Genomic DNA, 22,775 nt, shown 5'->3' with positions numbered 1-22,775 from the left:
CCTAGGGGTTTGGAAAGCAAAAAAGGAAGTTGCTACCCAAAGCAAACTCCCTTTTTCTGTTAGTTAATTAGATTATACCAATTCCCTAAAGTCTAGCCACACATTCTCGTAGGGGTCAACGGCCTTTGACCCCTACAACATCCACATCTGTAGTCCAAGTTGATGAAAATGGTATTAATTACTACCACTAAAAACGACTTCGGGAAACTTAGATTGAGCTTCTTTCATGGTAACGTTTTTGTTTTGGTTACGAAGATCTTGCCAATAATTAATAACTTCCGTTGCTTGATTAAGAACTTCAATTCTTTCATTTTCAGAAATCCAATGTTTGGCTTCTAATTCATCTTTCAATTGTTGCCAAGCATCATTACGTGGCCAGAAGAAATAAGCGGTTAAGGGACTGGTTCCTTTTCCAACCACTTGATCAACTGCGATCGCTACGTTAGCATCTAACCAAAGAACTTTTAAAATAAATCTAGGCTCCAATGACCCCTCCCGTGAATAGACTACACGAATATCATTAACATACAATACTCCATTATACCCTATTTAGTGACGGTTTGACTATTAAAGAGACTCATGGCTTTTTCAACCCCTTGTTTAAGACTCATTTCCACCGCGTCTACCACTAAGGGAAAGATCTTATCGATAATAACTTTTTCGTCGGGAGAAAATCGCCCTAAAACATGGGAAATCGTTTGATCAGTATGATTAGACTTGCCGATACCAATGCGTAAACGGGGAAAATTTTGGTTGCCGAGATGGGCAATAATTGATTTCATCCCATTATGTCCTCCTGCTGAACCCGATAGTCGCATTCGCATTCGTCCGATGGGCAAATCCATATCATCATAAATGGTTAAAACATCGGCTGAATTTAGTTTATACCAATCCGTAACCGCCCGCACAGATTGTCCTGAACGGTTCATATAGGTTAAGGGTTTAAGCAAGTAAACTTTTTGATTATTGCGACTGTTTCCTTCGGCGATCATTCCTTGAAAACGGCGGTTTTCTTTCCAAGATAATTGCCAAGCATCGGCTAACTTATCCACTACTTCAAAACCAATATTATGACGAGTTTTATCATATTTTGCTTCTGGGTTGCCTAACCCGACAATGAGTTGAGGAATCATTAATGAAGGTGAGTTTTCTTGAGACATTCAGTTTGGTGTTAGGTTTGTTTATCAATGGACAATTGACAATGGACAATTGACAATTGGTTAATTTGGTTTAAAACCTCCTCTTTTAAGGGGAGAAATTAAAAAATTTTTCCTTATTTTCAATCCTCTACCTTTTAGGTAGAGGTAATTGTCAATTGTCCATTGTTCATTGTCAATTGTTGAAGCCAGTCAAAATCTTATCCTAGGGGCTTAATAATATCAAGCCCTAAGAACTCAACTATAACAAAAAAGCAACAAGGTTAACGTGATTTTAACCTTCCTGTTAAATAATGATAACAGTCAATTTCTAGAAATAAAAGCAATTTTTTAGGTTCATGACCCACGTTTACGACTTATTGTTGAAAGGGGGCCTAGTGATGTGGCCCTTATTAGGTTTATCTGTCTTTACCATCACCATTGCCTTAGAGAGAACTTGGTTTTGGATACGTCTTTTGAGTCAAGAAAATCGCATTGTTCATGATGTTTTAGAAACGGCTCGTTACGATCTCGATGAAGCTCAAAAAATTGCTCAACACGCCCGTTTTTTGCCCATTGGACGCTTTTTATTGGCTCCTTTACAATTAAAACAACCCACACCGGAAACCTTTCGTTTAGCGATGGAAGCAAGGGGAGATAAGGAGTTTATTGAAATGCGAAAAGGGGATAAATTTTTAGAAACAGTGATTGCTGTTGCTCCTTTATTGGGATTATTAGGAACGGTAACAGGTTTGATGACAACTTTTAGTAATTTAAAAATTGGAGAAGGAGGAAGTGCAGCAGAAACATCGCAAGCTGCAGCAGGTATTTCTGAAGCTTTAATTACCACAGCAGCAGGTATGATTGTTGCTATTCTAGCTTTATTAATTTATCGAGTTTCTGTTACTTTTCAAGCCGGCCAAGTTGATTATTTTGCAGAAGTAGGAACAGAATTAGAACTAATTTATCGTCAATTTTGGTATGAACCTTCTGTTGAAAATAAGCAAAGAACAACTGTTTTACCGCCCTCTAGTTCCATTACTGTTGAAAATTATTAAAGGAAATATATGCGGTTTAAACAACAGCGAGGCTCATCAATTCCTGAAGTAAATTTAGTGCCAATGATTGACGTTATGATGTCAGTTTTAATCTTTTTTATTATCACATCAATGACATTAACGGGGCAGAATTTAGGGAATATTAATCTTCCTAATAGCAGTATTAAAGGGGAATCTAGTCAGAATAAAGAAAACCCCAAAACTCTGATTGTTGGCTTGAATAATCAGGGTAAAATTTTAATGGCTAATCAAACTATTACGGAACCTAAATTAATTACAAAAATAACAGAATTTTTGTCTAAAAATCCATCAGGACAAGTGATTATAAAAGCTGACAAAGAACTTTCTTATCAGCAGATTTCTAGCTTCTTAAAAAAGATGGGAACCGTTAGTGATCGCTCAGTATTTTTAGCAATTGATGAGAAAAAATAAGGAGTAATATGCGCTTTAAAAGTCAACGTTATAGTTCTTCAATGCCAAATATTGATATTATACCGATGCTCAATGTTATAATTGCTGTGTTAGCTTTTTTTGTGGTTGTTTCTATGGAATTAACCCCCAGTCCCCAAGGGGTTAATATTCAGTTACCCAGTGAGCAAAAAGCTGAAGATGAACCCATTGAAAAACAACCTAATTACTTATTAATTACCATTCAATCTAATGAGAAGTTTAAAATAAATGAAAATAATTTAGATAATTTAGAGCAAGTTATGTTACCAGTCCAATATTATTTGAATCGAGAGAAACAGGGAATAATATTATTAGTAGCAGAACCTAATGTTTCCTATGAAAAAGTGATTCAAGTATTAACTAAATTGCGAAATGTGGGAGGGGAGCGAGTTTCTTTAGGATTTGAAGGAGAATAAAAAAATGGTTTGTAAGGAAATTAAAACAATTTCCGTGAGGTATTGTTATAAAGTATGTCGGATTCGGTAATAGTGTTCAAAATTTCGTTAACATTGTTAGGTAGTTATTTATTTGCGATCGCAGTATAATTTATTATTTTATGGAGTTAGAGTCAAAAGATGGAGTTCGAGTGGGATGACCAAAAGAACAACATCAATATCAAAAAACACGGGATCGACTTTAATTTTGCTAAGGAAATTTTTTCAGGAGTCTGGATCTCAAAACCTGATAATCGCAGAGACTACGGCGAAGAAAGATTAATCGCTTTGGGACTTTTAGGAGAATTTATCTTAGTTACGGTGTATACTCTACGAGGGCAGAAAATACGGCTTATATCTACAAGACGCGCTAATGCAGAGGAAAGGAGGATTTATTATGAGTATGTCGAGAGAGGAACAATTAAAGATCCTTGGTCAGATAAAAGATTCTGATATAGATTATTCAGATATACCTGCTACTGATGCCAAATTTTGGCAAGAAGCTACTGTTAATCCTCCGATAAAAGTTCCCGTAACTCTACAGCTTGATCCCTCGGTTGTTGCTTGGTATAAACAGCAATCTTCCCAAGAATATCAGACTTTAATTAATGCCGTACTAGAAAAATATATGCTAGAACATAATTGTTAAGTGTGATCGCTACAATTTAATAATTCTTTATACTGCTCTCTCTGACCAGCGATTCAGATTTTGGTTTTTTTCATTGTATTGATAGCGATCGCCTTGAACCTTAAGTAATATTTTATTATTGAGGTTTATTAGGGTTATCTGGCCATAAAACTAAGAAAGCACCACTTCCTTTTAATTTTACAATACTCATATAAAAAACCACATTAGATGAATTTTTTGCTTGATATAATATGGAGTTTCCATAGTCAGGTTGTAATTGAGTAATTTCAAATCCTAGTTCATTTTTTACGACGGGTTCTATATAGTCAAAATAAGCATTAGTAGGATTAGTTTGTGGAATATTTAATGAGCCTAATATCCCTGATTTTAGTTGTTCTTGTTCAGTTAAAAAGAAAGAAATTTGTTCATCTTTAATAAATTGTATGGGCAAAGTATCTAGGTACTTTTCCATTTCCGCTAAATCATTGGTACTTTGTTCTAAGCGTTTTAAAATTCTGGGACGTAATTCTTCAAGTAAACTAGAACCTGCTTCATTAGCAACGGCAGAATTATCAATTTTTGCCTCTGGTAAAGGTTGAGAAGGGGAAGGTTTTGGACTAGGTTGACTACTCGGAGACGCTTTTGGGGTTGGGGTTGGTTTTGTTTCTTTTTTGGGCGGTTGTGAGGAACTTTTAGGGGCAGAATTTTGAGGCTTGGGGGTTATTTTGGGCTGAGGAGAAGGTGATGAAATTTGTGGTATTTGTTGGCGTGGTGCTGTAATTTTAGGAAGACTAGGTGTAGGTTTAATTCTAGGAGGAGACTTGACAGGGGTAGGAGTTGGTTTAGTTTGAGAAGTGCTTTGAGAAGAAGGCGGTATTAACCGAGTAATTTGCACTTTTTCTTTAATTTCTTCTGGTTTCTTGGACTCTGGTTTAGAAGCAGAAGGAAGGGGTAAATTAAGCAGCCAGCCATGCAAAACCAGAGAAATAACGAACATAGGCCGAAATAAGAACCGTAAGCTTAAAAACAAGTTTTTCGTCTGCTTAATCAATTTCATCTGACTCAATATCAATGTTCTCAACGCTAAGGTACAAAGTTTTTGGGGTAAACATTCCCTTTTAGATGATAGTCATAAATTTACCCATTTGTTGCCCTCAATAGAGAAACTTTTTTAGATAAAAATTAACAAGAGATTAAGAAAAAATTAATAAATATTTATTTCCCAAAATTTAATCATTTATTTACTTATTATTAACCCAGTTAGACCATTTATTTGAAATAATAGATCGGGCTTAAATCTAGCCAATAAGTTCAATCTCAAAGCAGAGGATAGTCAAGCAATGAACTTTAGAATCAATCGTTGGCTTTTCGCTAGTGCATTTGCCCTAGGTTTAGCCTTAGTTAGTTTGACCAATATTCCGGTTAATTCTCAAGGTCGTGCAGTCATTAAAATTGATGGTTCGAGTACAGTTTATCCCATTACTGAAGCTGTCGCTGAGGAGTTTCAAAACAAAAAACGGGGTTCGGTTCAAGTAACAGTTGGTATCTCTGGAACAGGGGGCGGGTTTAAGAAATTCTGTTCTGATAATAATGCTGTTAAGACCGACATTTCTAATGCTTCTCGACCCATTAAAGATAAAGAGAAGGAAATGTGTAAAGCAGCAGGAGTTAAATATTTAGAAATTCCTGTAGCTTATGACGCAATTACCGTTGTGGTTAAAAAAGATAACCCTTTAACTAATATTACAACGGCGGAACTTAAAAAAATGTGGGAACCCGCAGCTACAAAAAAAATCATGAAATGGAATCAGGTAAATTCCAGTTGGCCTGATGCTCCTTTAAAGCTTTATGGCCCTGGTGCTGACTCAGGAACCTTTGATTATTTCACGGAAGAAATTATGGGTAAATCAGGAGAAAGTCGTACTGATTATACGCCTAGTGAAGATGATAATGTGTTAGTTCAAGGGGTTGGTAATGATAACAAAGCCTTGGCTTATTTTGGGTTTACTTACTACGAAGAAAATGAAAATAAACTCAAAGCGTTAAAGATTGATGGGGTCGCTCCTTCATCTAAAACAGTCAGTGATGGGACTTATAAACCTTTAGGTCGTCCTATTTTTATTTACGTTAATCTTGAAGCTGCAAAAAGCAAACCTGCTGTTAAAGAATTCGTACAATACTATTTAGACAATGCGCCTAAATTAGTCAAAGAAGTACGTTCTATTCCTCGTACAGACTATCAAGCTCATAAGCAGAAGTTTACTCAAGCTATTCGCTAAATTATGACACAACCTTTGTCTAAGGAAATTCATCAAGGGCAAATTTATTCTCGTTTTGTCCGCAATTTGCGGGAGAAAGTGATAGAGTTTGCCCTTTTTATCGCAGCTTTTTCTTCTGTTGCTACAACCTTCGGAATTCTGGATATTTTAGTAACAGAATCTTGGCAATTTTTCCAACAAGTTCCCATCATTCAGTTTCTCACAGATACGGAATGGACTCCTCTATTTAGTGACAAACATTATGGAATTTTGCCATTACTATCAGGAACGTTAGTCACCTCAACAGTCGCGCTTTTACTGGCAATTCCTTGCGGAACGATTGTGGCAATTTATTTGAGTGAATTTGCCTCACCTAAATTAAGAGAATGGGTTAAGCCAAGTTTAGAATTGTTAGCATCTATTCCCACAGTTGTTTACGGCTATTTTGCCTTATTAGTTGTCACTCCTTTGTTACAAAAAGTATTACCAGATTTGCCTACATTTAATATGTTAAGTGGTGGTTTGGTGATGGGATTAATGATTCTTCCCCTAATAAGTTCAATTAGTGAAGATGCCATGCGATCAGTCCCAACTTTTTTACGGGAAGGCTCCTATGCAATGGGTGCAACCCGTCTTCAAACAGCATTAAAAGTGGTTTTTCCCGCCGCTATTTCTGGTATTGGGGCTGCTTATATTTTAGGGGCTTCCCGTGCAGTTGGTGAAACAATGATTGTGGCGATCGCTGCGGGTTTATTACCTCAATTTACCTTAAATCCTCTCGATCAAGGCGCAACAATTACTGCTTATATTGTACAGGTAAGTTTAGGAGATTTACCCTACGGAACCCTGGAATATCAAACAATTTTTGCTGCTGGATTAACCTTAGTATTGATGACGTTACTGTTAAATATAATCGGTTATTTCTTGGCTAAACGTTATCGAGAAAATTATTAATTTTATGGCTCAAACAAAGTCAAATCAAGTTCGTTCTGAAATTTCCCGTCGTAAACTCATTGATAGTTTATTTGCTATTCTTGGGTTATTGATGATTTTTGTGGCCACCTTCATTTTGTTGGGGTTAATTTTACAAATTGTCATTGAAGGAATTCCCCGTTTAAACCCTCAATTTTTTACCTCTTTTCCTAGTCGAAAAGCGGAAAATGCAGGTATCCTTTCTGCTTGGGTAGGAAGTAGTTTAGTCATGTTAGTAACTGCAGTTGCTGCAATTCCTATCGGGGTAGCATCTGGTATTTATTTAGAAGAGTATGCCCGCAAAAATTGGTTAGCTGCTATCATTGAAATTAATGTCACTAACTTAGCTGGTATTCCTTCCATTATTTACGGTTTATTAGCATTAGGATTATTTGTTTATCGCTTAGAATTAGGTCAGAGTATTTTAACTGCAGGATTAACATTAGCTTTGTTAATTTTACCTATTGTTATTGTTACTACTCGTGAGGCAATTCGGTCAATTCCTACTAGCTTAAGAGAGGCAGCCTTTGCGGTAGGAGCAACAAAATGGCAAACTGTATGGGATCACATTTTACCCTATTCTTTAGGCAGCATTCTAACAGGAATTATCATCGGATTAGCCCGCGCTATTGGTGAAACTGCCCCAGTTATTACCATTGGTGCATTAACATTTATTGCCTTTTTGCCCGATTCACCTTTTAATAGCACTTTCCCTTATTTTCCCCTGCAAAATACCTTTCCTTTCTTTAATTTTCAACAATTTTTTGCTTGGTTAAACGCACCTTTTACTATTTTACCCATTCAAATGTTTGCTTGGGTATCTCGTCCTGAACAAGAGTTTCAAATCAATGCTGCTGCTGCGGGAACAGTTTTATTAATGATGACTCTTGGTATTAATGGGTTAGCAATTTATTTACGTTATCGTCTACGTCAAGGAATTAAATGGTAGAACAACTTTCTGACAATTCAGCTAATTTAGAGAGCGTTAATTCTAAAGCAGAAGTCAAAAATTTTAATTTTTATTATGGTAATTTTCATGCCATTAAAAATGTTAATTTAACGATACCTGAGCAAAAAATTACTGCTTTAATTGGCCCATCTGGTTGCGGAAAAACAACTTTACTGCGGTGTTTTAATCGCTTACATGATCTCTACCCAGGAAATCGTTATGATGGGGAAATTAGAGTTGATTCTTTAAATATTTTAAGCCCTACTGTTGACCCTATTGAAGTGAGAATGCGAGTCAGTATGGTCTTTCAAAAACCTAACCCTTTTCCTAAGTCAATTTATGAAAATGTTGTCTATGGACTGCGGGTAAGGGGTGAAAGAAATCGCACTATTCTTGATGAAAAGGTAGAAAAAGCATTACAAGATGCTGCTTTATGGGATGAGGTAAAAGATCGCTTAAATAACTCTGCTTATGAGTTATCTGGAGGTCAACAACAAAGGTTATGTATCGCCAGAGCATTAGTAACAGAACCGGAAATTGTTCTCTTTGATGAACCGACATCAGCACTTGATCCTATTGCCACTAATAGTATTGAAAAATTAATGAGTGGACTACAACAAAAAGTTACTATGATTATTGTCACTCACAGTATGCAGCAAGCGGCGAGAATTTCTGATTATATTGCTTTTATGTATTTAGGAGAAATGGTAGAATCTGGACTAACTGAGGAGATTTTTGATAGTCCTTCTCAAGATAGAACGAAAGATTATATTAGTGGGAGAATTGGTTGATTTTAGGTTAGTAATTACCTTATTGTAGGGGTTAACGGCCGTTGACCCCTAGCACTTTTTAGCCACTACACCAATTATCTAAGGATAACGCTTCTGTGGCTTCAGGATATTCTTCTAAATATTCTTCTAAGGCAGTTTTGTTAGGCTTTTTACCCTCTTTAAATGCTACTTCTGCTTGCAATTCTTCGACTAAAAGCCAGGCTTCTTGACATCTTTGAGAATCATGAGAAAATTCTTGACAAATATGACGTGCTTCTTTTGTTTTTTGTTGAATTTGTTGGATTAATATTTTCTCTCTAGGGTTTTCTAAAAAATCACTCTTACTTAAAATATCGGTGACAGAAATAATTCCTATAAGTTCATCTTTGATGACGGGAGCGCAACGAATTCCTGTATTTTTAAAGAGTCTGGCTACATAATTAATGTCTAAGTTAGGATTAACGACAATACAGGGTTTAGTCATAATTTCATAAACTCTGATTTTTTGTGGATCTTTGCCATAAGCTATAACTTCATTAATAATATCAGTTTCCGTGATAATTCCATAGGCATCTTCAGGATAACGACGATCTACAATTAAGGTACGAATCGCTTTTTCTCGCATTAGTTTAACAGCTTGTAGCACGGTGGCTGAACTGCGAATTTTAATAACTTTTTGGGTCATAATATCGACAACTTTAAGCATTTAAAAACCTCATTTATTTAATAATTAGCTATTTCCAGAGTCTAGAATTGTTTGGACAGTTAATGATAATTCATTAAAGATTTTTGATTGAAGTTGTTGTTGATATGTAAAGCTATTTGAGTAAATGTCGAAAGGTAGGTGAGTTCATTAGATCTAATTTTCCCTCAACTAATTCATAGCGGTTGTCTGTGCCATCATCATAGGTACAATAGTCTTCAAAGCTGTACAGTTTTTCTGTGGTTTGTAGGGACATTTTAATTAATAGATTTTTTAACTATATATAACTATTATGACATTAATTTTCTGAAAAAGTTAAGAATTTTACATTTATTAAATAATTTAAGTTAAATATTGGTTGATCTTTTATCATGAACATAGAGACAAATAAATTTATTAATTGTGAAAAAATGTCTAGATTTATCAAAGCACAAGTATTTAGTGCATTATGCGTTCCCACGGAAGATATTATTAATTGGGCAATTTCCCTGTTAATAATGGGTTATGATAGCCCGAATCTTCGCATTTTAGCAGGGCTTACCCATCTTAATAATCGCTCAGAAGTTGCTCATTATGTAGACAAAACCCTTGAAGAATTAAAGATTCCTAAATTGGAGGGAAAAGCGGCAGTTATTGCTTATACTTCTGTCATTTTAAGAGACTTTCTAGATGGACATATTTCCCAAAATAAAGCCATTGGAGAAATTTATCAATTATGTTTATCCTGGGACTATTTAGAAGAAATTTATGATTTTTATTTGCTTTGGAATGCTTTAGATGATTTCAGATATGATGATATACAGTTTTACTGGCCAAATGCTACAAAGGAAAACATTTCTAGTATTATTAGAGAACAAGCTCAAAAATGGCTAGAAAAACATAAGTAGATACATAAAATTAATCCCCCAAAATTCTTATGGGCAGGTTTTGTAGGGGCGGGTTTTTTATAAAAGTCCATGATTCTAACAAAAATGTTATATTAACCAGCCCTGCCTTCGGTAATTAATTTTGTTTAAATTAACATCAAATACTCTATTTATAAAACCTCAATTTTGACATTCTTCATAACCGTTTTTAGAAATTCGTTTATCTTGTGGACACCAACTTTCTAAATCAACGATATAAGAACTTCCACGAATTTGTTTTTGTATTTCGTCTAGTTTATTTTTAGCATCATCTTTAGTTTTAAAATTAGTAATTACTGTTCTAAACCATCCTCCTCTTTTAAAGATTATTATTTGTTTATTTTGTTTATTTTTTAGAGATTTACCAATATTAGTATTTTGGGATTCTTGAACTTCCCATTGAGCAGATTCTAAACTATTATCTGCACCAATTACTATTGCCCAATTTTGTAAGATAGTGGGAGTGGGAGTAGTAGTGGTAGTGAGAGGTGAAGTAGGAAATTTTTCATCTAAAATGTTCAATAATTCTTCGGCTATTTTATTAAAATTACTATTAGTTAGATCTTCTGTTACAATTCTAAATTCTCCTTTCCAATTTTTCTGAATTACAAGTTGTTTTTTTTGCATCATATTCTGAATAGCGGCTTTTGCATCGTCTTTCCATTTTTTATCTTGCTCAACTATCTCTAATAAAGCTTTGAGTATTTTTAATTTAATTTCTTCAGAAGCATTATGAAAGCCAATATCAGCTAAAGCTTTTATTCCACTTTTAGTAGGCTCTATCCTAACAAGATCTATAGCTAAATCTTTATTATCTAATGAAGAAATAGTCAAGATAGCGGTTTGTTTTTCGATTTCTTTGATTTGTTCATTATCGTTCATGGTGACTCCTAAAAATTTATAAATATCGTTTGAGCATTATTTTTTTTCTTAAACTATTTCTATTATTACATTTTTTTGTCAAGAAACAATGATAATTTAATATTTTAAAAATAAACAATAAAAATATTGTTAAACTCTCAAAATTTAATAATGTTCTGAGAGTATTGGCAGAATTGGCTAATAATTTAAGAAATTAGGGTTTCATGAGATTGAGCAATAATCCGTTTTAGCTGCTGAATTAAATTCAGGGCTTGCTCATAAGCCATCATTTTTTCCTGTTGTTTATATTGTTCAAGAGCTATTTTAAAATCATGAAAAGCTGCCTTTTTAAATCCCAAATTTTGCTCAACAATTCCTCGGTTGACATAAGCTGATGTTGACTGAGGATTTAATTTGATGACTTCATTAAAATCTTGGAAAGCTAATCGATAATTTCCACTTTTTTGATAGGCATAAGCTCGATTATAATAAGCTCTATCATTGTATTTATCTAAAATAATAGCGTGGGTTAAGTCAGCGATCGCCAATGAAAAATCTCCTAGTTGTAAATGTACTAATCCTCGATCATAATAAATCATTGCTTTAGGAGAAGCCTCTTTTAATTGATGAGACTGTAAAGCCTTCTCATAACCTTCCAAAGCTCGCTCATAGTCCTTTAATTGAAAATAAACTAATGCTTGATTATAATAAGCACGATAATCATTTTGATCTCGTTTAATCACTTCTTTATAAGCGGCTAAAGAATCTGAAAAATTACCTAAGCGATAATTAGCCATTCCTTGATTCAAATAAGCTTCTATATTCTCTGAATTTAAGCTTAACGCTTCTGTACAATCTTGTTTAGCTGACTGATTATTATTTAATTGTAAATGAGCTAAACAGCGATTAGTATAAGCAGCAGCTATTAAGGGATTATCTTCATCAATAACTTTGGTAAAATTCAAAATAGCTTGTTGATAATTTTCCTGGTTGAGATGAATAACGCCTTGGTAAAATAGTTGAGAAGATTGAGAGGTTTGAGATAAATCTGAATTAGCTTGTGATGAAAATCCCACACAAAATAAAACAGTGACTAGCAAGATAATAAACTTCAGGAAGTCATTAGAGTAATTTTTCATCATTTTAGCCTCAACTTGATTTGGCAATGAATAATTATTATCCTAGGAAATTTATTCATCTATTACCAACTGTCAAAGATTGAAAAAAAATTAAGGATAGGACTTATGCACAAGCATCTGGGTAGGGGAAATTCATGAATTTACCCGACAAGAAACGCAATTTAGAGAGCATTGTATAAGTTCTGAACAATAAAAATATGTTAATATTTCTTGATTTTTAAAGCAAAAAAGACTATTATATAAAAAGATAAAATCAATTAAATTTATCTAAAATTATCTAATGCTGGCTATAGACAAAGAAAATTATTCATCATTTTTTGCTATTTTCAGGCATAATAAAAAGCAATTGAGTCGCCCCTAAGTAATCCTAATGTCATCTTCTGATCATAGTCCCTATAAAAGTAGACTCTTTAACTTTCTTAACCGTCAATCTCTACGATTGCGCGATCGCCTATTTCAGTCTGCCCAACATCTCAAAATAGCAGTGGAATGGGGAACACAAATCCTCATTTACCCCATCTATCTCATGGTACAAGCGGGACGCAGCACCAAAAAAAGGCTAGGAAACACCTTTAAACAAGCCGTCTTACCCCATCAAACTGCCGAGACACCCTCAAATACCCTAACGGTAGATCGTCCCCTCAAACGAGTCTTAAATGAAGCGGAACGATGCTTAGAAGAAACGGTCATATTAGATGAACAAAATCAGCAAAATTCTCCACCCTTAACGAATTTAGCCCAAAAAATTCAAGAATCTCTCTTAGATCCCGATTCTATTCTTAAAAGTTTAGACAACAACTCGACTAACCTACCCCTTCTCATCCAAGGAATGGCCAGTCATATAGACAATCATCATTTAGTCTTAGTCACTGAAGATAACACAACCCTGGATATTTTGTCTGAGTCCCAACAAACCTATTTACAAAGACAAATTCGCCTAGAAACTGCTAATTATTGGTATGATTTAAAACAAGGCCAAACCCAAAAAAAATTAGGATTAATCCCTACATTTTCCCAAGGAAAAGAGCAGCAAGTTTTGCCTCCTATTCGTTGGTTTTGGCAGATTATGCGTTGGGTGCAAACCAGTCCCGTTGCGATCGCAATTGATCTATTTGGAGAATCATCTCTCGTCTCCTCTCCTCAAGTCATCCCTTCAAACTCAAGTGAAACTTTCCCCCTATTGACGCAACTTGATCATCAATTAGCTAACTGGGAAAATACAGTTCCAGACGCATCTTTAGACAAGTTAGGACAACTAAAAAAGATTATTCAAGAGGCGATAACTTACTTTTTGGGGAAAACTTCTAAGCATAAATTATCTTCTTCCTTAGATAATAACCATTTATTAATCGAGGGTTCTGAGTCCCTTCACGTATTAGAAAATAAAACTCAAAACCAACTGCTACAACCGTTAAAAAATTGGGGAGAAAAGTTAGAAAAAAAAGCTAATTCATCCCTGAATGCTAATAATTATGATCCGTTTCGTCTGCAACTTTTGATTTATGCAGCAATTGATTACTTTTTTGGTCAAAAATCTAAAAATAGTAAATTAAAACAAAATAAATCCGACAAAATGTTAACATCATCTAAGGCTTCTCAAAAGGTATTTAATAGTGAAAAGGTAGAAGATCCTTGGTTATCTTGGGATGATTTATATGGGGAAACTCCTCCGATTTCTGCTGATGGCACTAACCCGATTTCTCCTGTATTTTTACCCCAGTCTGAAAAGTTACCAAACAATCCGATAAAATCTCTAAAAAAACAGATTAAACGTCAATTAAACCCCCAAGAATCTGCTCAATCTTTAAGCAAAAGCAAACCAACTCCCAAAGCGATTATTACTCCTAAAAAAGTCAATAAATCTATCATTAAAACTTCTCCTAATCCTTCATCAATTAGTCAACCTTCCCCTAACAATAAAATAGATCAACTCACACCAGACTGGGTAGAAACAGAAGCGAAATCAACCGGATATGTCAAACATCCATTAGTCAAGGTGTTAGAATGGCTTGATTTAATTATTGATCGGTTAGAAAAATGGGTAGTTAAATTATGGCGATGGTTACGCAAATTGAAACCATAGAAAGTATATTGTTTGAATTATTCTCATCACTTAACTCTCCCAAAACTTATCATTGATTCATTAATTATTAATTATTCATTGTTCATTGTTCATCTTTACCCTATACTATAGTAAGAATTAAATAGCAGGAGCTATCAAGTGGAAAAAAAAGCAATTGTAATTACAGGTGGTAGTAAAGGAATTGGTCGAGCAATTTTAGAAAAATTTGTCAGTGAGGGTTTTATTCCCTTAATTTGCTCTCGAAATCCTGAGCATTTAGAAACCCTTAAAACCCAATATCCTCAGATAAAGTTACATTGTTTTTTGGCTGACTTATCCCAAAAAAGTGAAGTTAAACGGTTTGCCCAATTTATTCGGGATACAGGTTTAACAATTGATGTACTGGTGAATAATGTGGGCTTATTTATTCCAGGACAAATCTGTGATGAACCCGAAGGAAATCTGGAATTAATGATGCAAACTAACCTTTATAGTGCTTATTATCTCACCAGGGAATTGATAGACCCATTTATTAAGCAAAAACAAGGACATATCTTTAATATGTGTTCAGTTGCCAGTATCATACCCTATCCTAAAGGTAGCTCTTACACTATTACTAAATTTGCTCTCTTGGGCTTCTCCAAAGTGCTACGAGAAGAACTAAAACCCCATAATATTAAAGTAACCGCTATTTTACCTAGTGCCACCATAACCGATAGTTGGCAAGGGACAGATTTACCGCTTGAACGCTTTATTCAACCCGAAGATGTAGCGGATCTCGTATATGCTTGTTATGGTCTATCTCCCTATTGTGTACCAGAAGAAATCTTGTTGCGTCCCCAAGCAGGGGATATAATTTAATTTTGAAAATTTTCTAGGTTAATCTCGAATTATGGTTAAAATTCTCTTTGCAGCTACCTCAGTCGGCTTCTTAGGATCTGGTTTTGGTGGAGGGGCAGAACTAACATTATATAATATTGCCACAGCATTGCAGCGACGGGGTTATGAAGTAGAAGTAATGGCCGCTGCGGGATCTAAATTGCCAGATATTCCTGTGATTGAAATTGAAGGTAATGTACAAATTTCCGCCCAAACCCAAGATCGAAATACCCCAATAATTTTGCCTCCTAATTCCTTACTGGCTAATATGTGGGAATATGCGCGATCGCAACAAAATCGCTATGATTTGATTTTTAATTTAGCCTACGATTGGCTTCCGATCTATCTTACTCCCTTTTTTCAATGTCCCGTAGCTCATATTATTGTCATGAGTTCGATTTCTCAATTTATGGATGAGGCCGTGATAAAACTGGCCCATGAATATCCTCTACAGGTGGCTTTTTATACTCATGCCCAAATCGAGACATTTGGCTTAAAGAATGTGCGCCTTTTATCTAATGCCATTGATGTAGAAGCTTATAGCTTTTCTCCTACTGCCAAAAATCAATTGGCTTGGGTGTCGAGAATTTCTCCCGAAAAAGGCTTAGAAGATGCGATCGCTGCCGCCCAACAGGTTAAAATGCCCTTGAAAGTGATGGGGATGATGCAAGATCCTGATTATTGGCAAGCTATCTGCAATAAATATCCTGATGTTGATGTAGAATACTTAGGATTTCTCTCTCAACCAGCTTTACAGGAGGCGTTAGGTAGTTGTAAGGGGATGTTGATGACCCAAAAATGGGTAGAGGCTTTTGGTAAAGTGGTAATTGAAGCTTTAGCCTGTGGTGTTCCTGTTATTGCTTATCGACGGGGAGGCCCCGCAGAGATCATTCAGGACGGAAAAACAGGATTTTTGATTGAACCAGACAGTATTCCTGACTTAGTGGCTAAGATTCCCCGTTTAGATGAGATTAACCGTCAAACTTGTCGTCTTCAAGCAGAAGATGAGTTTTCTTTAACCGCTATGGGCGATCGCGTTGAACGTTGGATTCAAGATATACTGTCAGTTAGAGGGAAAAATCAATCAAAGTTTAATTAAAAAACTTTTTTGATTAAAAATAAAAATTAAAACTTCAATCATTTGGTGTTTATTGATACTTTTTGGGGTAATTATTTAAGTTTTGTATCAATTTCTTCGAGATTTAGTCGGAAAAAATCTGAGAATTGCCTGGGAAATAAGAAGTTTTTTGTAGTTATAATAAATTTCTTCCCAAACGGATGTAAAATCGCCTGTAAATTGTTTAGTATTTTCAAAGAAAGTCTAATCAGACATTCGTTCAATCTCTGGAATCAACAAGACAAATTTGATGTGAGGACAACAGACATGAATGCTACAATAATCCGACAACTTTGGTCTATTGTCGAAGAAAGCTCTGATAAAACTGTCATGAGTTTAGATGACTCTGACTTAGTTAACCAGTTACTCGGTAAGCTCAATGCAAGGCAAAACCTCTCTCCCGAAGATTGGTATGTTATGAGTGATTACCTCAGTGCTAGAACCCTTCTAATTCGGGAAATTGCCGAATCTCTTTAAGGTTACGGAAGAAGATGGGAGCCGAATAATTGAGAAAATGTTACATAATGTAAAGAGATAAACCCGGTTAACCAAATCCTATGGCCCAATCTTCCTTAATAAATTCCCTGTCCTTAAAGGATGAAAAAACCTGGATCTGGCGAGGTTTTCCCATTACTTATCAAAGTTGCGGCGAAACGGGGCCAGCCGTTATTCTGGTACATGGGTTTGGTGCATCTTGGCAACATTGGCGCAAAAATATCCCCGTTTTAGGGCAAACTTGTCGTTGTTATGCCCTTGACTTAATTGGGTTTGGGGGTTCGGCCAAACCTACTCCTAAACAAGAAATTGACTACACTTTTGAAACCTGGGGACAACAGGTTGCTGATTTTTGTCAAGAAGTGGTAGGAAGTCCCGCTTTTTTAGTTGGTAACTCTATTGGTTGTGTCGTGGTGATGCAAACGGCTGTGAGTTATCCTCAATGGGTGTTAGGGGTTGCTGCACTCAATTGCTCCTTAAGATTACTCCATGAGCGAAAAAGGGCGACTTTACCCTGGTATCGTCGGGTTGGGGCGGCTTTTGCTCAACGAATATTAACTAATCAAGCGATCGGTACATTATTTTTTCAACAAATAGCGAAACCGCGAACAGTTCGCAAGATCCTTTTACAAGCCTATAATCGCCCAGAAGCCGTCACGGATGAGTTGATTGATATTTTACTCAAACCAGCCCAAGATAAGGGGGCCGCGGCGGTATTTTTAGCCTTTACAGGCTATTCTCAAGGGCCACTACCAGAGGATTTATTACCGATTTTGCCCTGTCCTACCATTTTATTATGGGGAACAGAAGATCCTTGGGAAAACATTGAATTAGCAAGGGAATGGGCCAATTATCCAAATGTTGAACAATTTATTCCTTTAGAGGGAGTGGGCCATTGTCCTCAAGATGAAGCCCCAGAATTGGTTAATCCGATTTTACAGGAATGGATTTCAATTAAGCATAAAGAGACTTTATAGGCTAATTCATATATTTTGAGGAAAACTAAGAAGCTTTTAGTTTTTCATCTGTTTTTTTATTTATGCTAACAACTTTTTTTGTCCAAAGTCCAAAATTTACGGGGGTTGGGTTATGAAGCTTAAACAATTATTATTAGAAAAACGAGAGGAAATTCTCAAGATTGCGGCGAAACATGGGGCGTACAATGTACGAATTTTTGGTTCGGTTGCAAGGGGAGAGGATGATGAAAATAGCGATGTTGATTTTTTAATTGATTATGATTTATCTAAAACCAGTTCTTGGTTTCCTATGGGGTTAATTTTAGATTTAGAAGCTTTGTTAAATCATAAGGTTGATGTGGCGACGGATGATTCTTTACATTATTTTATCCGTGATAAGGTACTTGAGGAGGCGATGAAATTATGAGAGATAATCGTATTTATTTAATTCATATTCGAGATTGTTTAGCTAGAATTAAAGACTATACATCTGAAGGAAAACAGGTATTTTTTGAGGATTTGAAAACTCAGGATGCTGTGATTAGAAATCTTGAGATAATGAGTGAATCTGTGAATAAGTTACCATCTCAATGGACAGATGCTTATCCTCAAACAGAATGGGAAAAAATTAGAGGGCTTCGTAATCGTTTAGCCCATGAATATCTTAATGTTAGTCTTAATGTAATTTGGGATATTATTGAAAATGATTTAGCCGATTTTGAGGCAACAATTGAGGCTATAGCACAACAATTTTGGAATACTTAGTTATGATTTTACTACCACTTTTAAAGCTGAATTTATAGGGTTTTGTTTATGATTGGACTTTTTTTGTCCAAAGTCCAATGACGAACCAGATTACAAAAATGAGCAATGGGAGGAATGGTTAAGCGATCGCTAGTAGTAACTAATACCACTTGACGGGTTAAATTAACTGTAGGTTTTTCAGTTGAAACATCAAGAATAGGACTTAAAGAACGGACTGCCAAACTATTATCTTGACGGGTTTCTATTAAGGCAGTTTCTGGCAATAACGCAATAATTTCTCCTTGTCTTACTACCCCGCGAAAGGCATCTAAGGTATTTAATTCCATCACCGCATTAATTGTTAAATTATGATAAGTAAACCATTCTTGTAAGAGTCTTGGCATTCCATAGCCATCTTTAAAAACTACTTGAGGATATTTAATTAATTCTGTGTGAGGGATACTTTTATAGGCCGTTAAAGGATGATTTGCTGCCATTAAAACTTCTATTTTTTCCTCATATAATAAAGTGACACTCATTTCGGGGCTAGTAGTCAAGAAACGATTATTCATGACAATAGCAATATCAACCAACCCATCCCGTAAAACTTTTAAAGCGCGATCACTTCCTAGGGCAGTTACACGCAACTGTACATTAGGATAATCTTGACAAAATTGTTGTAAAACTGGGGGCAGAAAATGAGAACAGACAGAATGAATGGCCGCAACACATAAATCTGGTTGTCTTCCGGCTTGTAAATTAATAATTTCTTGAGTAACCGTAGCCCATTCTTGGCAAATCTTTCGGGCCCGTGGCAGCAATTTGTCCCCTGCAACCGTTAGTTTCGCTTGAGTTGAGCGATGAAACAATAATGTCCCTAAAGCAGCTTCTAGGGCTTGAATTTGTCGGCTGATGGTAGATTGGGTAATCCCACACTGATTCGCTGCCTGTCCAAAATTTCCCGTTTCTGCGATCGCTAAAAATGCCTGTAACTGCTCAATTCGCATTGATGGGGCTGTTTAAATCCTATATCTTCAACCATAACGGATTTTGTTGCCAACTTTGGTAGAAATTTATACAGCAAAAGAAAACCCCAACTTCTGCTTAACAAGTTGGGGTAGTAGAGCAATTAATCAATTAATTAATCACGACCATTAATCGCAATCAGCAATCTTAAAATAAAGATAAATAGATTGATGTAAGTAAGATACATCGACAAAGCAGCGGAAAGATACTGATCATTACGGTAAGTACGGGGAAGAATGTAAAAATCTACCACTGCTGCACCCGCAAACAGAAAGACACCTAACCCAGAAATAGCAATTTCTAACCAAGTGGGGGTAAAAACACCAAACAGAGAAAATAACAACTGTCCCACCATCACCACCAAAAGGGCAATAATCCCTAGGCCGATAGTTTTGGTTAGGGCCATGCCATCTTTATCAGACAGATTTGAGCCTATATTGCGGGCCACAATAAAAGTGATACCACAACCCAGGGCTGCAAATCCAATCCCTTGAATACCAACGTTTTGAGTCCCTAGGGCCACATAAACAATACCCGTGAGGGTATATCCTGTCAGTAGGCTATACAGTGTGAGTAGGGGTAATGCGGTGCTGTTATTGCCATTGTTAGCAACATTTTGGGCCACAAAGAAAAGAACTAATTGTAAAACCATGGCCGCGAAGAAAGTGGGAAAAAACAGACCAGGATTAGATTGAATAACTCCTAATCCCCCATAGGTTCCCACAGCAGTTAAAACTAATCCACCCCCGACAAAGGGTAAGGCATTAGCGATGACGTTTGGGCCAACTAATTGTTGCCCTTGGACTTCACGCATCGCTTTACGAAAGTTGCTAGTATTACTCATTCTCTACTGATTCGATAAATCACGTGAAGCATTACTTAAGTTTTATAGCTGAAATTGGGAGCAAATAGCTAGTGAAGAATACCGAATAAGTAGGGGTGAACGGACGTTCGCCCCTAGCTTTTCCTTTGGTTCGTGAATCAACCCAAATTTTCGGTAAAGTACCCTGGCCCAATTTGCGTATTTACCCAGAGTCAAAAATTTGAGGTCTGAAAGATTTCCGTATAATGCCGATAGTAAGGAATTTCTCTGAGAAGGACAATAAGGAGATGTAGAGAACATTCCTTAGTTACCTGGCGACTGAATAAAACCTCATTACGGATGTAAGATCATGACGACTCAGTATAGTAAATCTTCTCAGAAAAATAACCTACATAATATAGAGCTTCTCAGTGCTTATGCGCGTAATCCTTCTCTAGAAATGCGTAACCGTTTGGTAGAGCATAATTTAGGTTTAGTTCGTCAAGTAGCCCATCGTATCAGTCGTCAGTGTTCCGAACCCTACGAAGATTTAGAACAGATTGGCTATTTAGGACTAATTCGCGCCATTGAACGGTTTAATCCTCAACAGGGATGCGCTTTTAGCTCCTTTGCCATTCCTTATATTCGGGGTGAAATGCTCCACTATCTCCGTGATAAAGGTAGTGTGATGAGAATTCCTAGACGTTGGCAGGAACTTTACAATCGTGGCAAGAAACTACGCAAACAGTTAACCGCTAGTTTAGGTAGACCCCCAGTAGATCTCGAATTAGCTGAGGCCTTAGGTGTCCCCTTAGCGGAATGGAATGAATGTCAAATGGCTTTACAAAACCGTCTCCTAGTCAGTTTAGATGCTACGGTTAGCCAAAATCTGGATTGTTCGATCAGTTTTGGGGAAACCTTACCCGATCATGAATATCAAGCCAAACAAAAACTGGAAGAAGATCGCTTACAATTACAACGAGCCATGAGCCAACTAGAAGAAAAAACCAAAGCTGCCATTGAATGTGTGTTTTTACGGGAGTTACCCCGCAAAGAAGCCGCCAAACAAATTGGCATGAGTCCCATGACAGTCACCCGTCATTTACAAAAGGGCATTCAACAGCTAAGTGTTTTATTAGAACCTCAAGTGGCTTAAGCTATTTATTACTTAATAAAGGTTCCCGAATAAGACGGATGTAAAAATGCTTGAAAGTAGAACGCAATACCCTAGGCAAGCCGAAATCAATGGGCATTTGGCGATCAGGTAATTGCCAATCATCGATCGCTAATTCCCTAGGATGATTTAAAGGAAATTCAATTTGTGCCAGACTATCAGTTAATCCTAAACGGGTTTGGGCGACAATAGTTGGGATAGCATCGGGGGCCACTTGTAACACCTCAACCATGGCCCGATCTAGGGCAAATACGTCAGCAGATGCCCCTAAAATGCCTAAATCTCTGGGAGTTCCCCCACTTGGCCCATTGCCTTGATGTCCGATAATACCGTCAATAATAGTCAAATCTGGGGCGATCGCTTTGGCTGTCTCTACTAACATTTCCCCGAAGCGGTTGGCATCCTTGCCAGCTTCCATGTGCCACCATGCCTTCATCTTACCAGGAACGCAGCCAAACAGATTTTTTACCCCCAAGGTCAAGGTTAACTGTACATGGGATTTAACTTTCGGTAGATTGATAATAACATCAGCTTCCATAGCTTCTTTGGAAAGACGCAAGGAGTTAAAGTTATCACTGGTATGGGTGTATCTTTGTCCGTGAAATTCTACAATCGGTAAATCTAATTCTTCCATGATCATCCCATACCCATTAGCTAAGGCAACCCCTCGGGCCGTACCAAAGGCGGGACTATCCCCTAAAAATGGCTTTCCCCCTGCTTCTTTAACTAACTGTGCCACACAATAAACAATTTCAGGACGGGTAATACATTCTTTGGTGGGACGACTCCCCGTCAGAAGGTTGGGTTTCAATAATACCCGTTGTCCTTCCTTAACATAAGCTTTTATCCCTCCTAGGGGTTCTAGAAGTTGTTCTAAGGAGGTTTTTAACGTCGGTAGGTTGTATGAATGAGCAGAGAGTAAACTGACACTAGACATAAGAGCTTATTAAAGTATGTTAATAAAGATCGAGGGACGAAGTTTCGTCCCTCAGTCAAAGCTTTAGGGTTCGCCTTTTTTATCTCGGTCTTGACGACGGCGATCGCGCCATTCTACAGTTGTTAGATACAGAATACCGCCACTCACGAAAATGAGCAACACGAAGGCAGTGAGAAAGAGGATATTGATGATAGTTGATGTTTCCACGAATCTAAAAGCCGTTCCGTCCCCAAACAACCATAGCAATAGACCAAGTGAATAAGGCTAAAATGCTAACCCAACCAAGAGCTAAAATATCCATAGCGATTTATGTCTAAAAA

At 36.5% G+C, this 22,775-nt stretch carries 30 protein-coding genes; 18 read left to right on the top strand and 12 right to left on the bottom strand.

Annotation, left to right across the window (positions count from 1 at the left end):
• Window positions 1-174 precede the first annotated feature (174 nt).
• The gene (locus VB691_RS00505; RefSeq protein WP_323289497.1) at window positions 175-486 is read right to left on the bottom strand and encodes a 30S ribosomal protein PSRP-3; all 312 of its coding nucleotides are present in this window, start codon (window positions 484-486) and stop codon (window positions 175-177) included.
• A 59-nt stretch (window positions 487-545) separates the two neighbouring features.
• Window positions 546-1,160, bottom strand: a complete 615-nt coding sequence (gene pth / locus VB691_RS00500) for an aminoacyl-tRNA hydrolase (RefSeq protein ID WP_323289496.1) — start codon at window positions 1,158-1,160, stop codon at window positions 546-548.
• 335 nt (window positions 1,161-1,495) lie between these two features.
• Here pth and VB691_RS00495 point away from each other — a divergent pair, with 335 nt between their 5' ends.
• The 5 genes from VB691_RS00495 (at window position 1,496) to VB691_RS00475 (ending at window position 3,727) form a co-directional block, all read left to right on the top strand.
• A complete protein-coding gene (locus VB691_RS00495) occupies window positions 1,496-2,194 on the top strand; it encodes a MotA/TolQ/ExbB proton channel family protein (protein ID WP_323289495.1) in 699 nt (232 codons plus the stop codon).
• Between the two features lie 9 nt (window positions 2,195-2,203).
• On the top strand, window positions 2,204-2,626 hold the full coding sequence (locus tag VB691_RS00490) for a biopolymer transporter ExbD (protein ID WP_323289494.1): 423 nt from the start codon (window positions 2,204-2,206) through the stop codon (window positions 2,624-2,626).
• A gap of 8 nt (window positions 2,627-2,634) precedes the next feature.
• Window positions 2,635-3,060 carry a biopolymer transporter ExbD gene (locus VB691_RS00485; protein WP_323289493.1) on the top strand — a complete coding sequence of 142 codons (426 nt, stop codon included), beginning with the start codon at window positions 2,635-2,637 and terminating at the stop codon, window positions 3,058-3,060.
• A gap of 159 nt (window positions 3,061-3,219) precedes the next feature.
• Window positions 3,220-3,531 carry a BrnT family toxin gene (locus VB691_RS00480; protein ID WP_323289492.1) on the top strand — a complete coding sequence of 104 codons (312 nt, stop codon included), beginning with the start codon at window positions 3,220-3,222 and terminating at the stop codon, window positions 3,529-3,531.
• Window positions 3,476-3,727 (top strand): BrnA antitoxin family protein, encoded by a 252-nt coding sequence (locus tag VB691_RS00475; RefSeq protein WP_323289491.1) that lies wholly within the window; start codon window positions 3,476-3,478, stop codon window positions 3,725-3,727. Before VB691_RS00480 ends, VB691_RS00475 begins: the two co-directional genes overlap by 56 nt.
• A gap of 115 nt (window positions 3,728-3,842) precedes the next feature.
• On the opposite strand, the gene VB691_RS00470 is transcribed toward VB691_RS00475, so the two are convergent.
• Window positions 3,843-4,763 carry a hypothetical protein gene (locus tag VB691_RS00470; protein ID WP_323289490.1) on the bottom strand — a complete coding sequence of 307 codons (921 nt, stop codon included), beginning with the start codon at window positions 4,761-4,763 and terminating at the stop codon, window positions 3,843-3,845.
• A 283-nt stretch (window positions 4,764-5,046) separates the two neighbouring features.
• Here VB691_RS00470 and VB691_RS00465 point away from each other — a divergent pair, with 283 nt between their 5' ends.
• From VB691_RS00465 to pstB, 4 genes are read left to right on the top strand one after another with little or no spacing between them, the layout of a single operon-like run.
• Window positions 5,047-5,985: a PstS family phosphate ABC transporter substrate-binding protein gene (locus VB691_RS00465; protein WP_323289489.1), complete on the top strand. Its 939-nt coding sequence runs from the start codon at window positions 5,047-5,049 to the stop codon at window positions 5,983-5,985.
• Window positions 5,986-5,988: 3 nt separating this feature from the next.
• The gene (gene pstC, locus VB691_RS00460; protein ID WP_323289488.1) at window positions 5,989-6,918 is read left to right on the top strand and encodes a phosphate ABC transporter permease subunit PstC; all 930 of its coding nucleotides are present in this window, start codon (window positions 5,989-5,991) and stop codon (window positions 6,916-6,918) included.
• Window positions 6,919-6,922: 4 nt separating this feature from the next.
• The gene (gene pstA / locus VB691_RS00455; protein ID WP_323289487.1) at window positions 6,923-7,885 is read left to right on the top strand and encodes a phosphate ABC transporter permease PstA; all 963 of its coding nucleotides are present in this window, start codon (window positions 6,923-6,925) and stop codon (window positions 7,883-7,885) included.
• Complete coding sequence (gene pstB, locus VB691_RS00450; protein ID WP_323289486.1) at window positions 7,879-8,676, top strand: phosphate ABC transporter ATP-binding protein PstB; 798 nt, start codon at window positions 7,879-7,881, stop codon at window positions 8,674-8,676. The genes pstA and pstB overlap by 7 nt, the downstream gene beginning before the upstream one ends.
• Before the next feature lie 58 nt (window positions 8,677-8,734).
• Here the strand turns inward: pstB and VB691_RS00445 are convergent, their stop codons facing one another.
• Both VB691_RS00445 and VB691_RS00440 read right to left on the bottom strand, forming a co-directional pair.
• A complete protein-coding gene (locus VB691_RS00445; protein WP_323289485.1) occupies window positions 8,735-9,361 on the bottom strand; it encodes a CBS domain-containing protein in 627 nt (208 codons plus the stop codon).
• A gap of 112 nt (window positions 9,362-9,473) precedes the next feature.
• Window positions 9,474-9,614, bottom strand: a complete 141-nt coding sequence (locus VB691_RS00440) for a hypothetical protein (RefSeq protein WP_323289484.1) — start codon at window positions 9,612-9,614, stop codon at window positions 9,474-9,476.
• 154 nt (window positions 9,615-9,768) lie between these two features.
• On the opposite strand from VB691_RS00440, the gene VB691_RS00435 reads away from it, so the two are divergent.
• Window positions 9,769-10,245 (top strand): hypothetical protein, encoded by a 477-nt coding sequence (locus VB691_RS00435; protein WP_323289483.1) that lies wholly within the window; start codon window positions 9,769-9,771, stop codon window positions 10,243-10,245.
• A gap of 159 nt (window positions 10,246-10,404) precedes the next feature.
• On the opposite strand, the gene VB691_RS00430 is transcribed toward VB691_RS00435, so the two are convergent.
• On the bottom strand, window positions 10,405-11,145 hold the full coding sequence (locus tag VB691_RS00430) for an SPOR domain-containing protein (RefSeq protein ID WP_323289482.1): 741 nt from the start codon (window positions 11,143-11,145) through the stop codon (window positions 10,405-10,407).
• A gap of 185 nt (window positions 11,146-11,330) precedes the next feature.
• Window positions 11,331-12,266, bottom strand: coding sequence for a tetratricopeptide repeat protein (locus VB691_RS00425; RefSeq protein WP_323289481.1), 936 nt, complete (start codon window positions 12,264-12,266; stop codon window positions 11,331-11,333).
• 367 nt (window positions 12,267-12,633) lie between these two features.
• On the opposite strand from VB691_RS00425, the gene VB691_RS00420 reads away from it, so the two are divergent.
• From VB691_RS00420 to VB691_RS00390, 7 genes are all read left to right on the top strand, one after another.
• Window positions 12,634-14,346 (top strand): hypothetical protein, encoded by a 1,713-nt coding sequence (locus VB691_RS00420; RefSeq protein WP_323289480.1) that lies wholly within the window; start codon window positions 12,634-12,636, stop codon window positions 14,344-14,346.
• 138 nt (window positions 14,347-14,484) lie between these two features.
• Complete coding sequence (locus tag VB691_RS00415; protein WP_323289479.1) at window positions 14,485-15,186, top strand: SDR family oxidoreductase; 702 nt, start codon at window positions 14,485-14,487, stop codon at window positions 15,184-15,186.
• Between the two features lie 31 nt (window positions 15,187-15,217).
• Entirely contained in the window at window positions 15,218-16,303 is a 1,086-nt protein-coding gene (locus VB691_RS00410; protein WP_416244507.1) for a glycosyltransferase family 4 protein, read from the top strand.
• A gap of 285 nt (window positions 16,304-16,588) precedes the next feature.
• Entirely contained in the window at window positions 16,589-16,798 is a 210-nt protein-coding gene (locus VB691_RS00405; RefSeq protein WP_323289478.1) for a hypothetical protein, read from the top strand.
• An 80-nt stretch (window positions 16,799-16,878) separates the two neighbouring features.
• Window positions 16,879-17,793, top strand: coding sequence for an alpha/beta fold hydrolase (locus VB691_RS00400; protein WP_323289477.1), 915 nt, complete (start codon window positions 16,879-16,881; stop codon window positions 17,791-17,793).
• Window positions 17,794-17,905: 112 nt separating this feature from the next.
• Entirely contained in the window at window positions 17,906-18,199 is a 294-nt protein-coding gene (locus VB691_RS00395; RefSeq protein ID WP_323289476.1) for a nucleotidyltransferase family protein, read from the top strand.
• A complete protein-coding gene (locus tag VB691_RS00390) occupies window positions 18,196-18,537 on the top strand; it encodes a DUF86 domain-containing protein (RefSeq protein WP_323289475.1) in 342 nt (113 codons plus the stop codon). Before VB691_RS00395 ends, VB691_RS00390 begins: the two co-directional genes overlap by 4 nt.
• Before the next feature lie 32 nt (window positions 18,538-18,569).
• Here VB691_RS00390 and VB691_RS00385 read toward each other — a convergent pair whose 3' ends face one another.
• The gene (locus VB691_RS00385) at window positions 18,570-19,523 is read right to left on the bottom strand and encodes a LysR family transcriptional regulator (protein ID WP_323289474.1); all 954 of its coding nucleotides are present in this window, start codon (window positions 19,521-19,523) and stop codon (window positions 18,570-18,572) included.
• 134 nt (window positions 19,524-19,657) lie between these two features.
• Window positions 19,658-20,386, bottom strand: coding sequence for a Bax inhibitor-1 family protein (locus tag VB691_RS00380; RefSeq protein WP_323289473.1), 729 nt, complete (start codon window positions 20,384-20,386; stop codon window positions 19,658-19,660).
• Window positions 20,387-20,714: 328 nt separating this feature from the next.
• Between VB691_RS00380 and VB691_RS00375 the strand changes: the two genes are divergently transcribed.
• Complete coding sequence (locus VB691_RS00375) at window positions 20,715-21,500, top strand: RNA polymerase sigma factor SigF (protein WP_323289472.1); 786 nt, start codon at window positions 20,715-20,717, stop codon at window positions 21,498-21,500.
• A 1-nt stretch (window position 21,501) separates the two neighbouring features.
• Here the strand turns inward: VB691_RS00375 and VB691_RS00370 are convergent, their stop codons facing one another.
• The 3 genes from VB691_RS00370 to petN all read right to left on the bottom strand — a co-directional run bounded on the left by VB691_RS00370 (window position 21,502) and on the right by petN (window position 22,756).
• A complete protein-coding gene (locus VB691_RS00370; RefSeq protein WP_323289471.1) occupies window positions 21,502-22,455 on the bottom strand; it encodes a DUF362 domain-containing protein in 954 nt (317 codons plus the stop codon).
• Window positions 22,456-22,518: 63 nt separating this feature from the next.
• Complete coding sequence (locus VB691_RS00365; protein WP_323289470.1) at window positions 22,519-22,662, bottom strand: hypothetical protein; 144 nt, start codon at window positions 22,660-22,662, stop codon at window positions 22,519-22,521.
• Between the two features lie 4 nt (window positions 22,663-22,666).
• Window positions 22,667-22,756, bottom strand: coding sequence for a cytochrome b6-f complex subunit PetN (gene petN, locus VB691_RS00360; RefSeq protein WP_323289469.1), 90 nt, complete (start codon window positions 22,754-22,756; stop codon window positions 22,667-22,669).
• Between the last annotated feature and the right edge of the window lie 19 nt (window positions 22,757-22,775).

The sequence above is a fragment of the Crocosphaera sp. XPORK-15E genome, assembly GCF_034931425.1.
In the GTDB taxonomy this organism is placed as follows: Bacteria; Cyanobacteriota; Cyanobacteriia; order Cyanobacteriales; family Microcystaceae; genus UHCC-0190.
This window is presented reverse-complemented; position numbering and strand designations above follow the sequence as displayed.

Coding starts and splice junctions, on each gene's coding strand:
- petN (WP_323289469.1), bottom strand. CDS start 22,756: ATGGATATTTTAGCTCTTGGTTGGGTTAGCATTTTAGCCTTATTCACT.
- VB691_RS00410 (WP_416244507.1), top strand. CDS start 15,218: ATGGTTAAAATTCTCTTTGCAGCTACCTCAGTCGGCTTCTTAGGATCT.
- VB691_RS00395 (WP_323289476.1), top strand. CDS start 17,906: ATGAAGCTTAAACAATTATTATTAGAAAAACGAGAGGAAATTCTCAAG.
- VB691_RS00370 (WP_323289471.1), bottom strand. CDS start 22,455: ATGTCTAGTGTCAGTTTACTCTCTGCTCATTCATACAACCTACCGACG.
- VB691_RS00380 (WP_323289473.1), bottom strand. CDS start 20,386: ATGAGTAATACTAGCAACTTTCGTAAAGCGATGCGTGAAGTCCAAGGG.
- pstC (WP_323289488.1), top strand. CDS start 5,989: ATGACACAACCTTTGTCTAAGGAAATTCATCAAGGGCAAATTTATTCT.
- pstB (WP_323289486.1), top strand. CDS start 7,879: ATGGTAGAACAACTTTCTGACAATTCAGCTAATTTAGAGAGCGTTAAT.
- VB691_RS00485 (WP_323289493.1), top strand. CDS start 2,635: ATGCGCTTTAAAAGTCAACGTTATAGTTCTTCAATGCCAAATATTGAT.
- pth (WP_323289496.1), bottom strand. CDS start 1,160: ATGTCTCAAGAAAACTCACCTTCATTAATGATTCCTCAACTCATTGTC.
- VB691_RS00425 (WP_323289481.1), bottom strand. CDS start 12,266: ATGATGAAAAATTACTCTAATGACTTCCTGAAGTTTATTATCTTGCTA.
- VB691_RS00390 (WP_323289475.1), top strand. CDS start 18,196: ATGAGAGATAATCGTATTTATTTAATTCATATTCGAGATTGTTTAGCT.
- VB691_RS00490 (WP_323289494.1), top strand. CDS start 2,204: ATGCGGTTTAAACAACAGCGAGGCTCATCAATTCCTGAAGTAAATTTA.
- VB691_RS00495 (WP_323289495.1), top strand. CDS start 1,496: ATGACCCACGTTTACGACTTATTGTTGAAAGGGGGCCTAGTGATGTGG.
- VB691_RS00420 (WP_323289480.1), top strand. CDS start 12,634: ATGTCATCTTCTGATCATAGTCCCTATAAAAGTAGACTCTTTAACTTT.
- VB691_RS00475 (WP_323289491.1), top strand. CDS start 3,476: ATGAGTATGTCGAGAGAGGAACAATTAAAGATCCTTGGTCAGATAAAA.
- VB691_RS00465 (WP_323289489.1), top strand. CDS start 5,047: ATGAACTTTAGAATCAATCGTTGGCTTTTCGCTAGTGCATTTGCCCTA.
- VB691_RS00405 (WP_323289478.1), top strand. CDS start 16,589: ATGAATGCTACAATAATCCGACAACTTTGGTCTATTGTCGAAGAAAGC.
- VB691_RS00480 (WP_323289492.1), top strand. CDS start 3,220: ATGGAGTTCGAGTGGGATGACCAAAAGAACAACATCAATATCAAAAAA.
- VB691_RS00435 (WP_323289483.1), top strand. CDS start 9,769: ATGTCTAGATTTATCAAAGCACAAGTATTTAGTGCATTATGCGTTCCC.
- VB691_RS00440 (WP_323289484.1), bottom strand. CDS start 9,614: ATGTCCCTACAAACCACAGAAAAACTGTACAGCTTTGAAGACTATTGT.
- VB691_RS00375 (WP_323289472.1), top strand. CDS start 20,715: ATGACGACTCAGTATAGTAAATCTTCTCAGAAAAATAACCTACATAAT.
- VB691_RS00430 (WP_323289482.1), bottom strand. CDS start 11,145: ATGAACGATAATGAACAAATCAAAGAAATCGAAAAACAAACCGCTATC.
- pstA (WP_323289487.1), top strand. CDS start 6,923: ATGGCTCAAACAAAGTCAAATCAAGTTCGTTCTGAAATTTCCCGTCGT.
- VB691_RS00470 (WP_323289490.1), bottom strand. CDS start 4,763: ATGAAATTGATTAAGCAGACGAAAAACTTGTTTTTAAGCTTACGGTTC.
- VB691_RS00445 (WP_323289485.1), bottom strand. CDS start 9,361: ATGCTTAAAGTTGTCGATATTATGACCCAAAAAGTTATTAAAATTCGC.
- VB691_RS00400 (WP_323289477.1), top strand. CDS start 16,879: ATGGCCCAATCTTCCTTAATAAATTCCCTGTCCTTAAAGGATGAAAAA.
- VB691_RS00385 (WP_323289474.1), bottom strand. CDS start 19,523: ATGCGAATTGAGCAGTTACAGGCATTTTTAGCGATCGCAGAAACGGGA.